This window comes from Pseudomonas sp. LBUM1666, from assembly GCF_059695775.1.
Genome location: NZ_CP166789.1, coordinates 2,781,037 through 2,794,624 on the forward strand (window position 1 = coordinate 2,781,037; position 13,588 = coordinate 2,794,624).

Genomic DNA, 13,588 nt, shown 5'->3' on the forward strand with positions numbered 1-13,588 from the left:
CGGACTCCTGTCAGTTGAGTTTCTTGTTCACGTCCACCAGCAACGCTTCGATCTCTTTGCGCCGCCCCGCGTCGGCGGTTTCCCGGCCGGGCCTTGGGTCCGCTTGCAGGGCTTTTTGCAGCGCACCCCGGGCTTCGCTGTAGCGTTTTTGACGGTAGAGGTGATCGCCCCAGAAGTACAGACTATCGATGCCATTCGGGTTGAGTTGCAAGGCCTGCTTGAGCAACTGTTCGGCCTTGTCGGCGTCGCCGAAACCGATGGGCCAGCCCGGTACGCGGTCGTACAGCGCGCCGAGGCTGGTGTAGGCCGAGCCTTGCAGGGCTTTGGGGTCAAGGGCCAGGGCTTTCTCCAGATCGACTTTCGCATCCTTGACCTTGCTCAGCGCACCGAGCCCGCCCTGGGCACCGGCCCAACTGCTGGTGACGATACCGGACCATATCCAGGCTTCGGCCACCGATTGGCGTTCGTGAGTGAACGCCGAGGCCTGGAGGGCGAGTTTTTCAAACGCCACAGTGCGTTGATCCGCGGGTACTTCGTATTGAATGTGGGCCCAGCTTTGCTGGATGCCATTGAGACGTTGTTGATCGGCGGCGTCCAGCGCCCAGGCGCTGTGGCTCAAGGTGCCCATCAGCAAGCAGGCAAAGAGTTTTTTCATGGCTTGAGGTTCTCGTTATCGGGCTTCTGACTCAGGCGACGGATCAGTGGCAACTGCTTGCGCAGGCCGCGATCCACCAGGTTTGGCAACAGACTGTTCAGGCGTACGAAAAAGCGTTCCGGCCAGCCCAGGTACAAGTCGCGGCGGTCACCGGCAATGGCGTGCATCACCGCCGAGGCGACTTGTTGCGGATCGTCGACACTGGATTTGAGTGCATCATTCAAGGCCTGCGCCGCCGGACTGTTCATGCTGGTGCGAGTGGCACGTGGCGCGACGTACAAAACGCCGACGCGGGTGTCGGCCAGTTCCCGGCGCAGGGCTTCGGAAAAACCCCGCAGGGCAAACTTGGTGGCGCAATAGCTGGCGTAACCGGGGTAGCCGATGGAGCCGTAAGTCGAACCGACGTTCACCACCATCGCGCTTTCAGCTTGCTTGAGCAGCGGCAGCAATAACTTGGTCAGGCAGATCGGCACGCCGATGTTCACCGCCAGCATGGCGTTGATGTCGCTGTCATCGAGCTGTTCAAGCATGGCGAAGTGATTGACCCCGGCGGCGTTGATCAGCAGGTTGATACCGCCGATGGCTTCGGCGGCGGCCAGTACTTTGCGGCGGTCGGCGAGGAACGTCAGGTCGGCGCCGACCCAGCACAATTGCTGCGGATAGCGTTCGAGTAAAGGCTCCAACGGTTCCCGATGCCGAGCCACGGCCAATACCCGGGCGCCACTGGCGCACAGGGCGGTAGCGATTGCCAGGCCGATACCGCCGCTGGCGCCGGTCAATACCACGCGAGCCTCAGACAGGCGCATGCAGGTTCTCCCCGTTGCGCGGCAAACCGCGGAACATGTCGGTGTAAAGCGTGTACACCACTTTGGAAGCGTGAATCACGGCGGCCTGGTCGGCCGGATCATCGAGGGTGTTCATCAGTCGGCGATAGGTCTGCATGTGCTCGATATCCAGCGAACCATGGGAGCTGAGGTAACTGAAAGCGCTTTGCGGCAGGTCCAGGCGTTCGCGAATGCTGTCAGCGGCATGGGTGGCCAGGGCGATGCTGGTGCCTTCAAGCACGTTGACCATGCCGAACAGGCCGACCGGGTTGTCCCGGGCGATCAGGTCGTAAAGGTAGCTGACCATTAATTCGATCGGCATCGACGGACGACCGTCGCGCACCGCGTCCTTGTCGCCGCCGCAGGCTTCGATGTCGTCGAGGACCCATTGTTCGTGGCCGTATTCGTCCTCGATGTACTCGCACACCGCTTTGCGCAACCATTCCAGGCGTGCCGGCAGGCGCGCGCCGCAGGCCATCATCAAGGGCACGGTGTGGCGCACGTGGTAATAGGCTTGCGCCAGGAAGGCCTGGTAGCTTTCCAGGCTGACCCTGCCCTCGAGGGCGTCGCGAATGATCGGCAGATTGAACAGCTCGTGGCGTTCTTGATGGGTGGCTTCTTGCAGCGTGTCGAAAAAACTCATGACGCAGATTCCTCTGAAAAGACAGCTTCAGTCAGTTGCGCGCGATAACGCGCGACGATGGCGTCCCGGCGCGGTCGGCCATTAGCGGTCAGCAGGCCATTGGCGGGGGTGAACGGTTGAGCCAGACGGGTCCAGTGATGGACCTGGGCGTAATCGGGCAAGGCCTCGTTGGCGTGGGCCACGGCGGCGGCCAGTTCTTCGTCAGTGCAATCCGGGCGATGGGGCCAGAGCAGCGCGTGGTTGCTCGGCATGGCTTCGCCGTAGACGAAGGCCTGGGCAATATGGCGACGTTGGGTCAATTCAGCCTCGACCCATTCCGGGTTCACATTGCGGCCGTAACTGGTGACGAATTGGTGTTTCTTGCGCCCCTTGAGGTAGAGAAAGCCCTCGGGGTCGAACTCGCCAAGATCGCCGCTGGGCCACCACTCATCGGTGTGCGGCGCCTCACCCGGATAACCGAGCAAGGTCGAGCCCTTGATCAGTACTTCGCCGTCGTCGGCCAAGCGAATTTCCACGTGGGGCAGGGGCCGGCCGACACTGCCAGGGCGGCGCGCTTCTGGCCGATTGAGGCACACCACCGACGCGCACTCGGACAGTCCGTAGCCTTCGTAAACCGGTAGACCGATCCGTTGCGCGCGATGCAGCAATTCTTCGCTAACTCGTGCTCCACCCACCGCGGCAAAACGCAACACGTGGGGGCTGAAGGTTTTTTGCTCGGCGGCGCTGACCAGTATCATCAGCAACTGCGGCACCAGGATCAAACTCTCGGGCGCGCGGGTCGCCAGGCAACCGAGCAGCCGAGGCACATCCACACCGCTGGCACCCTGAATGCCCAGGGCTTTCTGGCTGGGCAGGCTCAGCGTTGCGCCAGCGTACAGCGCCGCATAGCAGCCGATATTTTCCAGCAGGATCGCCAGCGGCAGAAGAGCGAGGTGATGCTGTGGATCGGTGGGTTTGCTGGCCTGATCCAGTTCGCGGGCGACCCGAAGAATGCTCTCTGCGCTCAGGCACACGCCTTTCGGTGAGCCGGTGGTGCCCGAGGTGAAGGTTAATTTGGCGGTGCCTTCGGGCATCCGGTTCGGGTCGATGAAGGTGCGGCGCCAGAACTCGCCGGTTTTCTCATAGCCGGCCGTTTGCAGTTCCGCTTCCAGGGCTGGCTCGGCAATCACCAGGGCGGCCTGGCTTTGCTTCAGGCAATGTTTGCGTTGAGCCGGGCTGAAGAAGGGGGGCAACGTCAGGCAGGTCAGGCCTTCGAACAGCACGGCCAGGTCCCAGAGCATGGCTTCGACGCCATTGTCCAGGGCCAGTGCGACCACTTGGACGTTTTCATCGCGCAGACGCTGCTGGCGATACATCACTTCTGCGTACAGCGTGGCGTAATCCAGTTTCAGGTGATCGCCCCACAGGGCGATGGCATTGGTCTTGCGTTCGGCATGGCTGCGCAGGGCCTGTTTGAAACGCTTGGTTTCAGGCGACATGGCTGGATTCCTCGATGGACGATGGCAACCCCAGGCGATTGAACATCCCGATATTGCGCAAATGGATGAAGCCTGCGCGGATGTTGCCAACGTGCACCCAGGGCTTGCTCTCGTAGTAACTGCCCCAGCTGTGGCGGTCGTCGCCCAGTCGCTCGGGATCGGCAGCGCAGAGGGTGACGGGCTTCAGGCCCAGGCGATGAAAGCTGTTCACCAGACCAATGTTGCCGGTGAACGCCACCCATTCCAGGCCACCCATGGCCAGCAGGTAAGTGATGGCGATGATGCTCATTCGCGCACTGCCGGTGTCGCTGGCAGCCAGGTTGCCCACTTCGACAATGCCCCCGCGGTCTACTTCACAATCGGCAGCGGTACTGATCAGCGGATCAATCGGTTCGTCCAGGTAACGTTCCAGAAATAGCGGTTCGCTACTCGCCAGACGCACTCCAGCCACTGCACACAGTTCACCTGACGCGTTGTTCATGCCAAACAGCTCCGGCATGAAATGACGGATGTCGGCCCCGTGGGCCTTACGGAAACGTTGCTGGATAAAGGCTTCGAAGACGGGGCGCAGGGCCTCGTCCGGCAGGGCTCTGGCCAAACTCATCTGCGGGGTTTCGGCTTGGCCGAAATGCAGGGGTAGAGGGGTGTTCCAGTCGAAATCGGGCATTGGAAAAAGCCTCCCCAGGTAAGTGTGGGAGGAGTATCGGAGGCATTTCTTAACGGAGTCTGAAGGTGGCCAAAAGATCGGTCGGGCCTGTCTTCAGATTTCCTTAAGACTGGGCGGGCAGGGTGGCGCCATTCGGTTCGGCAACAAAGCCGAACCGGGCTGCGCGAATGATTCGACAGCCACAATAACGTTCACGAGGCCTGTTATGACACGCGATGCACTCGCTCACCGGTATGGAAAACTCTCGATCACCTTGCACTGGCTGATGCTGGCGCTGTTTGTCGGCGTTTATGCCTGCATCGAAATCAAAGGGCTGTTGCCAAAGGGGCACGCCTTGAAGGGATTGTTTCTTGGACTGCACGGTTTGTTCGGACTGAGCATTTTTGTGTTGGTGTGGGTGCGCTTGCTCGGGCGGCTAACCCCGCGCCCGCCCATCACGCCGACGCTGCCTGCCTGGCAGACGGGCGTTTCGCACCTGATGCACCTGGCGCTTTATGGGCTGATGATTGCCGCGCCGTTATTGGCCTGGCTGATGCTGTCGGCAGGTGGCAAGCCGATGCCTTATTTCGGGTTCTTCCTGCCATCGCCGGTGGCGGTCGATCCGGACCTGGCCAAGCAGTTCAAGTACTGGCACGAACTGCTCGGCAGCGTCGGTTACTGGCTGATCGGCTTGCACGCGGCGGCGGGGTTGTTTCATCACTATTGGGTCCGCGACAACACCATGACGCGCATGTTGCCCGGTCGATCCGGCAACACGGTCAATCAGCGTCAGCGATAATCTCGAACCCGGTGCTGGCCAGGCGCTCGCCGTTCACCAGAATGTGCACGGCGTGCTCGCCTGCGTAATGCCGGCGGGTGGTGAGTTCCTTGATCTGCTGGCTACGGGCGATGGATTCGGTCGCCTTGCCGGGAAGCGTTAGTGCCTTGAGCTTGAACACCTTCGCCGATGTGCTGCCGTTGGCTTTGACGTAATCGATGGCGTAGTCGATCACCAGTCGCTGACTGTCCTGGACCATGGATTTCACGGCGAAGGACAGGGTGATTTTTTCACCCAGGCGAATCACCGCCGGTTCCACCTTCACATTGATGATCTCGACCTCAGGCTTGCCACCCGCGCCAATGATCGCCAATGCCCGCTGATTGCCCTGTTTGATCAGGCTGCGCAGGGCGTGTTTCGCGATCCATGCGGTGTGTTTGTTGTCCAGCGACCAGCCTTCGATCAGGTCCAGCACCCATTCGGGATGATCCTTGGTGATGTCGTTGAGGTGGTTGGCCACGGACTTGCGCACGTAGAGACTGTCGTCGGCCTTGAGGTTGTTGAGGATCGCGGCGGCCAGTGTCGGGTCGGCTTGCACCTGTTCCAGTCGGAATGACCACGGCAGGCGCGGTCGGCTGCCTTCGCTGGCCAGACGGCGGACATGTTCGTTTTCGTCCAGGGACCACTCGTGCATGACCGCCAGTGAGCGTTCGATGTTGCTGCGCAGGAAATGGCGGATCGCGAACTCCGAGGAACCGAATGCAGTGAAGTATTTGAGGGCGTCCATGGATTGTTCGAAGGCATGGCCGCCGTACATCGCGACGTAATGCGGTAATGAAATGCTGACGAAACCGCTGTTCAGCCGCGGAGCGAGGGCGCGCAGCACCTCGAGCGTTTCTTCATAGCTCAATGGCAGGACCGCGTGCAGGCACTCGCTGACCCGGGCCATGCGCTGCATGATTGATAATTCGGCTAGCCCGTCGTTGGCCAGTTTCAGGAAGGCCTTGGCGTTGAACGCGGGGTAGACCGCGGTCATCTCGGTGGCGATGTGCTTGAGGCGGTCTGCGTTGAAGATTTCCTTGAGGGCAGGGGAGGTTTGATCTGCATTGCTCATCGAGGTGTCCTTGTGATCGTTCCCGATTCTTCTTCCAACTGATCCGACTCAAACAATCTCGCCAGTTCCACCCGGGCTTCCTGCGCCGTCTGCAATACCTTCGCCGCATCGTCATAAATCGCATGCTGGGCCTCCAGCACCTGCTCGTCGTGATGCTTGAAGCGCTTGATCCGCGCATCGGCCTGGGCCTGGGTCAACCCCAGGCCGACCAGCGTGCGCCGGCTCATTTCCAGACTCGAATAATAGGTTTCCCGAATGGCCTCGGCGCCAAGATCCACCAGCCGATGTACATGCTGACGGTTACGGGCCCGGGCGATGATTTTGATGTGCGGGTAGAGTTTGTGCACCAACTCGGCGGTCTTGATGTTGGTGTCCGGGTCGTCGGTGGCGATGACAAAGTATTCCGCCTGCTCGACCTTGGCCGCACTGAGGATCTCCGGGCGCATCGGGTCGCCGTAGAACACCGGCACGCCGCCGAAGCTGCGCGACAGTTCAATGGTTTCCACCGAGGTGTCGAGGGCGACGAACTTGATGTTCTGCGCGCGCAAGATCCGCGCGACGATTTGCCCCATACGGCCCATGCCGGCGATCACCACGCGTGGCGTGTCGGTATCGATCTCGCGGAATTTCTCCGGCACCACCACCGGTTGAACCCTGGGGCTGACCAGTCGCGCGCACACCAGCAACAGCAGTGGCGTCACCGCCATGGACAAGGTGATGGTCAGCACCAGCAAGTCGTACAGGCGCGGCTCGAACAGTCCCTGGTCGCGGCCGATCTTGAACACCACAAACGCAAATTCACCACCGGCCGCGAGCACGATGCCGAGGCGAATCGCACTGACCTTGCCCAAGCCACCGGCCAGCCGACCGACAACAAACAGCAGCGGCAATTTGATTGCGATCAGCAACAGGGTCAGGCCCAGCACCGTGATCGGCGCGCTCAGGAGCAGACTCAGGTTGGCGCCCATGCCGACACTGATGAAAAACAGCCCCAGCAGCAATCCCTTGAACGGTTCGATTTGCGCTTCCAGTTCGTGACGGTATTCGGAGTCCGCCAGCAGCAACCCGGCGAGGAACGCCCCCAGCGCCATGGACACACCGACCAGGTCCATCAGCCACGCCGTGCCGATCACCACCAGTAACGCAGTGGCGGTCGAGACTTCCGGCAAACCGGTCTTGGCCACCACCCGGAACACTGGGCGCAACAAATAACGTCCACCGATCACCACCACCGCGATGCTGCCCAGCACGCGCAAGCCGTGATTGAGGCCTTCGCCAGCGCTGCTGCTGTGATCGCCGCCCGCCAGCAACGGCACCATGGCGATCAACGGGATAGCGGCGATGTCCTGGAACAACAGAATCGCGAATGCCAAGCGCCCGTGGGGACTGGTCAGTTCCTTGCGCTCGGCCAGGCTTTGCAAACCGAACGCCGTGGACGACAGCGCCAGGCCCAAGCCCAGCACGATCGCGCTGTTCAACGGTTGGCCGAACACGAACAACGCCAGCACACCAATCACCGAACCCGTCAGCAGCACTTGCGCCAGGCCGACGCCGAACACCGATTTGCGCATCACCCACAAACGTCGCGGCGACAGTTCAAGGCCAATGATGAACAGCAGCAACACCACCCCGAGTTCGGAAATGTGGCTGACGCTTTGCGGATTGCCGATCAGGCCCAGCACCGACGGCCCGATAATCACGCCGGCAAACAGATAACCCAGCACCGCCCCCAGTTGCAGGCGCTTGGCCAAGGGAACGGTGAGCACGGCCGCGAACAGAAACACGACAGCGGCTTGCAACAGGTTGCCTTCATGGGGCATGACAAAAACTCCATTCACTCGGTACGGCGGGGGTGACAAGGATAAAGGCTTGAGAAGCATGCGTCAGCCAATGCAATCGCAATCATCGCAGCAATAAGGAATGATTCAGCGCCAGCGCAGTCGGATTTCAGGTACCAAGACATTAATGGAGGTTCACCGATGAACAACAAGACCCTTATCGCCAGCCTCGCCCTTGTCGCAGGCATTGCCGGTATCAGCCCGATCGTTCAAGCGGATGACCCACCGCAAAAAACCGTCCAGCCCGGGGTTAACAACGCCCGCGAACTGGTGGTCGGAGACCGCGCCCCGGACGTTTACCAGCGCAGCGAAAAGGCCTTGAGTAACTGGAAGCAGAAAGGCCTGAAAGCGCCGAAGGCTCAGGCGCAGTGGGTGCAGATCAATGACAAGTACATGATGGTGATGATCACCAATGGGACGATTGTGGATATCACGCCAGTGGAGCGTTAAACCGTCGAAGGGCTATTCGCTGTGAGCGCGTACGGGGCTTTCAGTGCCCAACCGATATTGATTATTCCCACTGCGCTTCGCCTCATACATCGCCAGATCCGCAATATGAATCAACCGGTCCATGCTCGGCGCATGGTCCGGGAACACCGCGACCCCCAGGCTGGTGCCGATGTGGCGTTGATCATTACCGATGGTCACCGGTGGCGACAGTTCGACGAAGATTTTCTGGCAGATGCTGCGGGCTTCGTCCTGGAGGCTGTTGCCCTGGGGCAGGCCTTGAAGGATGACTACAAATTCGTCACCACCGATCCGGGCGACGGTATCGGTTGAACGCAGGATTTTCTTCAGTCGGGTGGCGGTGGTGATCAATACCCGGTCGCCGGCGGCATGGCCGTAATGGTCGTTGATTGCCTTGAAACCATTGAGGTCGACAAACACCAGCGCAACCCTCGTGGCGCTGATGCGCGCCTGTTCCAGCGCCTCGGAAAGACGCTCTTCGAGCACCAGACGATTGGGCAGACCGGTCAGCGGGTCGAAGTGGGCCAGGTGTTGCAAGTAGCTGGCGGAGGCTTTTTCCTCGGTGATATCGCGTACCACACCCATCATTTTGATCGTTGCATCGTGGTCGTTCTTGACCACATTGCCGGTTTCCCGAAGCCAGCGGATCGTGCCGCCGGGCCAGACCACCCGGTATTCCTCGTCATGGTTGTCGCCGGTTTCCAGGCAACGCAATTCCCCGGCCCGGACCTTGGCCCGGTCATCCGGGTGAACACATGAGCAAAACAGCGCGTAGGAAGGCGTTACTTCGTCGATCTTGAAGCCGAACATGCCGTAGATCGCGTCCGACCAGTAGAGCTTGTCGGTGTCGACATCCCAATCCCACGTGCCGATGCGGGCGAAATACTGGCTGCGTTTGAAGCGTTCGGCGTCACCGTCCTGACGGATGTTTTGTCCGTCAGTCAGGCTGGTGATCAGCACGCGATACTCGGCCAGCTGCTTTTGTAGCGAGCGCTCGCGACAGATCAACGCGACGATCAGGGCTAGCATCATTGAGCCGATGGCGGCGCTGGTCCAGTCCACATTCATTCAGGTTTCGCCATCGTGGCGTATCAGCCGTATCGGGAGAGGTGTGCCTATGTTAGTTCACACGGCCCTCGATCATCAGCCTCTATTACGAGGGGCGCCAAACTTATAGCAGTTCACCTTTGTCCCACAGATGCACCAATTCCCCTGGCGCCTGATCTTCAGGCACCTTCATCACCATCCGGTCGTCCTGTTCGCCGCTGCGGTAGCGCACTTCGATTTGATAGAAGCGCTGATCGCCCCGACCGGCGGATGAACTCGTCATAAGCAGGCAACCCTCGAGCAACGAACAAATGCGGGTGCGTTGGTCGGCATTGCATTGGGCGAATTCGATCTCTCGGGGGCGGGTCAAGGTGTGGATCGCCGCCACGCCGCCCTGGCGGGAGACACAGACCACCGCGTTATCGTCCAGTGTTGGCAAGGTTTTCATTGTTCCTCCAGCGTCAGGTCGACGCCCACTTCAGACCAGCCGTGTCGCACCGCCTCGACTGCCTTCGCACCAAACCCTTGCCGGGCATGCTCGATGGTCAATTTCGCGAAGGCACGGAATGTCGCTTCGCTACTCAGGCGTTTGTCGCACAGCGCGTCGTACCAGATGCGGCCGGTTTTTTCCCAGGCAAAACCGCCCAGCGCCATCGCGGCCAGATAAAACGCCCGATTGGGGATGCCCGAATTGATGTGCACACCGCCATTGTCCTCCTGGGTGATGACGAACTTGCGCATGTGATCCGGTTGCGGATCCTTGCCAAGCAACGGATCGTCATAGGCCGTGCCCGGACGGGCCATCGAGCGTAAACCGGTGCCTTTGATGCGCGGTGTCAGCAGGTCGGCGCCGATCAACCAGTCAGCCTCTTCGGAGGTCTGGCCCAGTACGTGCTGTTTGATCAGTACCCCGAAAACGTCCGATATCGATTCATTCAATGCCCCGGACTCGTTGGCATAGACCAGACCGGCTTCGCTTTCGATCACGCCGTGCGTCAACTCGTGGCCGATCACATCCAGAGAGCGGGTGAAGCGCTCGAAGATTTCGCCATCGCCGTCACCGAACACCATTTGCGCGCCATTCCAGAACGCGTTCTCGTAATCCAGGCCGTAATGCACGCTGCCGATCAGGGCAAAACCCTTGTTGTCGATGGAGTCCCGACCCAGCACCTTCCAGAAGAAATCATAGCTGGCACCCATTGCATCGTAGGCCTCGTCGACCGCCGGATCGCCGGTTGCCGCCTGGCCTTCAAGCCGCACAGGCATACCCGGCAGAAGCATTTTGCCTTGCGCGTCATGAATGCTGCGCTGTGCCAGGCCGGGGCGGTCGGGCAGCGGCAGGATCGCTTTGGCGGGTGGTCGCGATGGCGGGCCGGGATTGTGCCGCAGACGGCGGACATGGATCAGCGTGGTCTGGGCGCTGGAGCGCTGACGGTCGGAACCGTAGGCGATGATTCGGTTGAGGATGTAGGGCGGGATGAAACTGTACAGCGGTGATGAGTCGGTCATCAGAGCATCCTTTCCTGAATACGAAGTCGTTATTCATGTGAGCCGGATGACGGTCTTTCGGTTCCGTGGATTGCCTTGCGCGCCGGTTTCTGCGAAAACCTCCGTCCGCGCCCCAATCACTGGGCGACAGTGAACGAGTAGGAATCATGAACGACGAGTTGCAAATCATTGACCTTGAGCCGGGCGACGGCAAAGCCGCCGTCAAAGGCGCGCTGATTACCACCCAATACCGCGGCTGGCTGGAAGACGGGACTGAATTCGATTCTTCCTACAGCCGGGGTAAACCTTTCCAGTGCGTGATTGGCACTGGTCGGGTGATCAAGGGTTGGGATCAGGGGATTATGGGCATGCAGGTCGGCGGCAAGCGCAAGCTGTTGGTGCCGGCGCATCTTGCCTACGGTGAACGGACCATGGGCAAGATCACGCCGAACTCGAACCTGATTTTCGAGATTGAATTGCTGGAAGTGCTGACGCGCGACGATTAACCGCTAGGACTGAAAGGTTTCCCGGTAGGCATAAAGACCCGGTGTTCCACCGGTCATCACGAACAGCACGTTGTCCCCGGAACGGTAGCGTCTTTGCCTAAGATCGGCCAACAGCCCGGCAAATGCTTTGCCGGAGTACACCGGGTCGATCAACAGGCCTTCGGCGCGAGCCATCAGGCGCACCGCTTCCTGCATGGCTGGCGTCGGCAGACCGTAACCGTCGCCCAACTGACTGCCGTCAATGGCGATCTCTTCAGCATGAACGATGTCGCTACTGCCCAACAGTGCCAGTGCGTCCTGGGTCAATTGCCGGGTTCTGACCGCTGACGTGTCTCGATCGGACAAAACCGAATAGGACTTGACGATCGAGGTGCCTCGGCCCAGCAACTGGAAGCCCGCCGCGAGCCCGGCGTGGGTGCCGGCGCTGCCGTTGGGCACCACGACCTGATTGAAGCCGAGGCCGAGTTCCGTCTCCTGCTGCGCGATCTCCGCCGCGCAGCGCGCATAACCGAGACTGCCCAGAGGCGTTGAGCCACCGGTGGGAATCACCAGCACGTTGCGCCCCGAATCCCGAAGTTGCGCGGCCCGTTTCTCGGCCTCGACGATTGAGTCGCTGCCCCCGGCAAGCACCTGTAGCCGTGCGCCGAACAACTGGTCGAGTAGAACGTTGCCGTTGAGTTCGTAATCGACATCGGTTTTGGGAACCGAGCGGGTCAGGATCAGTTCGCAGGCAAGGCCCAGACGCGCACATACCGCCGCGGTCAGGCGCGCGTGGTTGGACTGAATGCCGCCCACGGTGATCACCGTGTCGACTCCGGCCGCCAGCGCTGCGCCGATATGGAATTCGAGTTTGCGCAGTTTGTTACCGCCACCGCCAATCAGCATATGATCGTCGCGCTTGAGAAACAGGCCGATTCCCTGCGACTTCAAGCCCAGCAGTTGTTCGAGGCGTTCGGCGCGCTGAATGGACGTGGGGCCTTGCAGGAGCTCTGCCCGCGCAAAAAAACTCAGTGACGTGTCCAGTAGGGTTTGCATCAATGGAGCCTCGTTGTTCACATTTAATAATGTGACTCTATGGAGAACGCCCTTCGTGATAAACGCATCGCCGGTTATTACTCCTTTAACCTGATGTACTTAATCAAGCGTTCCACTTCCTCCCTTCACAAGGCATGGTCATGAGCAAACTCAGGCAAATGGAAGTTTTCGTCGCCGTGGTCGAGGCGGGCAGCTTCGCCGATGCGGCCAGTGACATCGGGATGTCGGCGGTCATGGTTGGACGGCATATCCAGAGCCTGGAGAAAACCCTCAACACCCAGCTCATTCAACGCACCACCCGGCGGCAATCCATCACCGGGGAAGGGCGGTTGTTTTATGAAGAAGCCAAGCGGGCACTGGAGCAGGTGAAGTACGCGTTCAGCCGGGTGGAGGCGTCGAGCCCGGAACCCAGTGGCTTGTTGCGAATCACCGCACCGATGACCCTCGGCGTGTCCTTGGTCGGTCCACTGGTGTCGGAGTTCATGCAGTGTTATCCGCAGATCCAGGTCGAGCTGATTCTGAGCAACGAAGTGGTGGACCTGTACGAGACGTCATTCGATCTGGCGTTCAGGATTTCCGAACTGATCGGCGTGAATCTGCTGGCCAAGCCATTGCCACCGTATCGAATGGTGATCTGCGCATCGCCCCGGTACCTGGAAAAATGGCAGGAACCCCAATCCCCCGAAGACCTGCTCCGACACAGAATCCTCACCCACACGTCCTGGAACAACCGGTTTGCCTGGCCTTTGCAAAACGGCGCCAGCGAGGTTCCCTGGCCCGAAGGAGCGGTGCTGAAAAGCAATGACGGCCAAGTGCTGCTGCAGGCGGCCGTGGCCGGAGAGGGGATTTTGATGCAGCCCGATTTCCTGGTGTCGGCTGCCTTGGCCAATGGCGAACTTGTGCGGATCCTGGACGCCTATGCTCCGCCACCCAAGCCGGTACAGATGGTGTATCCACGCTCGCGTAAATCACTGCCCAAATTGAAAGCCTTTATCGATTTTGTTGCGCAGCGACTGGCGTGACCGTTGCGGATGCGGATTTTTCAGCAGGGTTTCGATAGGCTACGGC

Annotated in this window: 15 protein-coding genes; 4 read left to right on the forward strand and 11 right to left on the reverse strand. The window is 60.3% G+C overall.

Translation table 11 applies throughout. The features are described 5' to 3' along the window. Nucleotides 1-10 precede the first annotated feature (10 nt). Genes ACA056_RS12730 through ACA056_RS12750 form a run of 5 tightly spaced genes read right to left on the reverse strand, consistent with a single transcriptional unit; the run spans nucleotide 11 to nucleotide 4,267 of the window. Nucleotides 11-655, reverse strand: a complete 645-nt coding sequence (locus ACA056_RS12730) for a tetratricopeptide repeat protein (protein ID WP_497273192.1) — start codon at nucleotides 653-655, stop codon at nucleotides 11-13. Beyond that, entirely contained in the window at nucleotides 652-1,461 is an 810-nt protein-coding gene (locus ACA056_RS12735; RefSeq protein ID WP_497273194.1) for an SDR family oxidoreductase, read from the reverse strand. Before ACA056_RS12735 ends, ACA056_RS12730 begins: the two co-directional genes overlap by 4 nt. Further along, nucleotides 1,448-2,122 (reverse strand): iron-containing redox enzyme family protein, encoded by a 675-nt coding sequence (locus ACA056_RS12740; RefSeq protein WP_497273196.1) that lies wholly within the window; start codon nucleotides 2,120-2,122, stop codon nucleotides 1,448-1,450. Before ACA056_RS12740 ends, ACA056_RS12735 begins: the two co-directional genes overlap by 14 nt. Then, nucleotides 2,119-3,600 carry an AMP-binding protein gene (locus ACA056_RS12745; protein ID WP_497273198.1) on the reverse strand — a complete coding sequence of 494 codons (1,482 nt, stop codon included), beginning with the start codon at nucleotides 3,598-3,600 and terminating at the stop codon, nucleotides 2,119-2,121. The genes ACA056_RS12740 and ACA056_RS12745 overlap by 4 nt, the downstream gene beginning before the upstream one ends. Beyond that, nucleotides 3,590-4,267, reverse strand: a complete 678-nt coding sequence (locus ACA056_RS12750) for a thermostable hemolysin (RefSeq protein WP_497273200.1) — start codon at nucleotides 4,265-4,267, stop codon at nucleotides 3,590-3,592. Before ACA056_RS12750 ends, ACA056_RS12745 begins: the two co-directional genes overlap by 11 nt. Before the next feature lie 205 nt (nucleotides 4,268-4,472). Here ACA056_RS12750 and ACA056_RS12755 point away from each other — a divergent pair, with 205 nt between their 5' ends. After that, the gene (locus ACA056_RS12755) at nucleotides 4,473-5,045 is read left to right on the forward strand and encodes a cytochrome b (protein WP_497273202.1); all 573 of its coding nucleotides are present in this window, start codon (nucleotides 4,473-4,475) and stop codon (nucleotides 5,043-5,045) included. On the opposite strand, the gene ACA056_RS12760 is transcribed toward ACA056_RS12755, so the two are convergent. Both ACA056_RS12760 and ACA056_RS12765 read right to left on the reverse strand, forming a co-directional pair. Further along, a complete protein-coding gene (locus tag ACA056_RS12760) occupies nucleotides 5,026-6,138 on the reverse strand; it encodes a DNA alkylation repair protein (RefSeq protein WP_497273204.1) in 1,113 nt (370 codons plus the stop codon). The genes ACA056_RS12755 and ACA056_RS12760 overlap by 20 nt on opposite strands. Continuing rightward, nucleotides 6,135-7,958: a monovalent cation:proton antiporter-2 (CPA2) family protein gene (locus tag ACA056_RS12765; protein ID WP_497273206.1), complete on the reverse strand. Its 1,824-nt coding sequence runs from the start codon at nucleotides 7,956-7,958 to the stop codon at nucleotides 6,135-6,137. Before ACA056_RS12765 ends, ACA056_RS12760 begins: the two co-directional genes overlap by 4 nt. A 159-nt stretch (nucleotides 7,959-8,117) precedes the next feature. Here ACA056_RS12765 and ACA056_RS12770 point away from each other — a divergent pair, with 159 nt between their 5' ends. Further along, nucleotides 8,118-8,426: an RcnB family protein gene (locus ACA056_RS12770; RefSeq protein WP_497273208.1), complete on the forward strand. Its 309-nt coding sequence runs from the start codon at nucleotides 8,118-8,120 to the stop codon at nucleotides 8,424-8,426. A gap of 12 nt (nucleotides 8,427-8,438) precedes the next feature. Here ACA056_RS12770 and ACA056_RS12775 read toward each other — a convergent pair whose 3' ends face one another. The 3 genes from ACA056_RS12775 to ACA056_RS12785 all read right to left on the reverse strand — a co-directional run bounded on the left by ACA056_RS12775 (nucleotide 8,439) and on the right by ACA056_RS12785 (nucleotide 11,000). Next, nucleotides 8,439-9,512, reverse strand: coding sequence for a diguanylate cyclase domain-containing protein (locus ACA056_RS12775; RefSeq protein ID WP_497273210.1), 1,074 nt, complete (start codon nucleotides 9,510-9,512; stop codon nucleotides 8,439-8,441). A 103-nt stretch (nucleotides 9,513-9,615) separates the two neighbouring features. Continuing rightward, a complete protein-coding gene (locus tag ACA056_RS12780; protein WP_347805139.1) occupies nucleotides 9,616-9,939 on the reverse strand; it encodes a protealysin inhibitor emfourin in 324 nt (107 codons plus the stop codon). Next, complete coding sequence (locus tag ACA056_RS12785; protein ID WP_497273212.1) at nucleotides 9,936-11,000, reverse strand: M4 family metallopeptidase; 1,065 nt, start codon at nucleotides 10,998-11,000, stop codon at nucleotides 9,936-9,938. Before ACA056_RS12785 ends, ACA056_RS12780 begins: the two co-directional genes overlap by 4 nt. Nucleotides 11,001-11,146: 146 nt before the next feature. Between ACA056_RS12785 and ACA056_RS12790 the strand changes: the two genes are divergently transcribed. Then, nucleotides 11,147-11,485: an FKBP-type peptidyl-prolyl cis-trans isomerase gene (locus ACA056_RS12790; protein ID WP_074875989.1), complete on the forward strand. Its 339-nt coding sequence runs from the start codon at nucleotides 11,147-11,149 to the stop codon at nucleotides 11,483-11,485. Between the two features lie 3 nt (nucleotides 11,486-11,488). Here the strand turns inward: ACA056_RS12790 and ACA056_RS12795 are convergent, their stop codons facing one another. Continuing rightward, nucleotides 11,489-12,520: a D-cysteine desulfhydrase family protein gene (locus tag ACA056_RS12795; RefSeq protein ID WP_497273215.1), complete on the reverse strand. Its 1,032-nt coding sequence runs from the start codon at nucleotides 12,518-12,520 to the stop codon at nucleotides 11,489-11,491. Between the two features lie 140 nt (nucleotides 12,521-12,660). On the opposite strand from ACA056_RS12795, the gene ACA056_RS12800 reads away from it, so the two are divergent. After that, nucleotides 12,661-13,542: a LysR substrate-binding domain-containing protein gene (locus ACA056_RS12800; protein ID WP_497273217.1), complete on the forward strand. Its 882-nt coding sequence runs from the start codon at nucleotides 12,661-12,663 to the stop codon at nucleotides 13,540-13,542. Nucleotides 13,543-13,588: the final 46 nt, after the last annotated feature.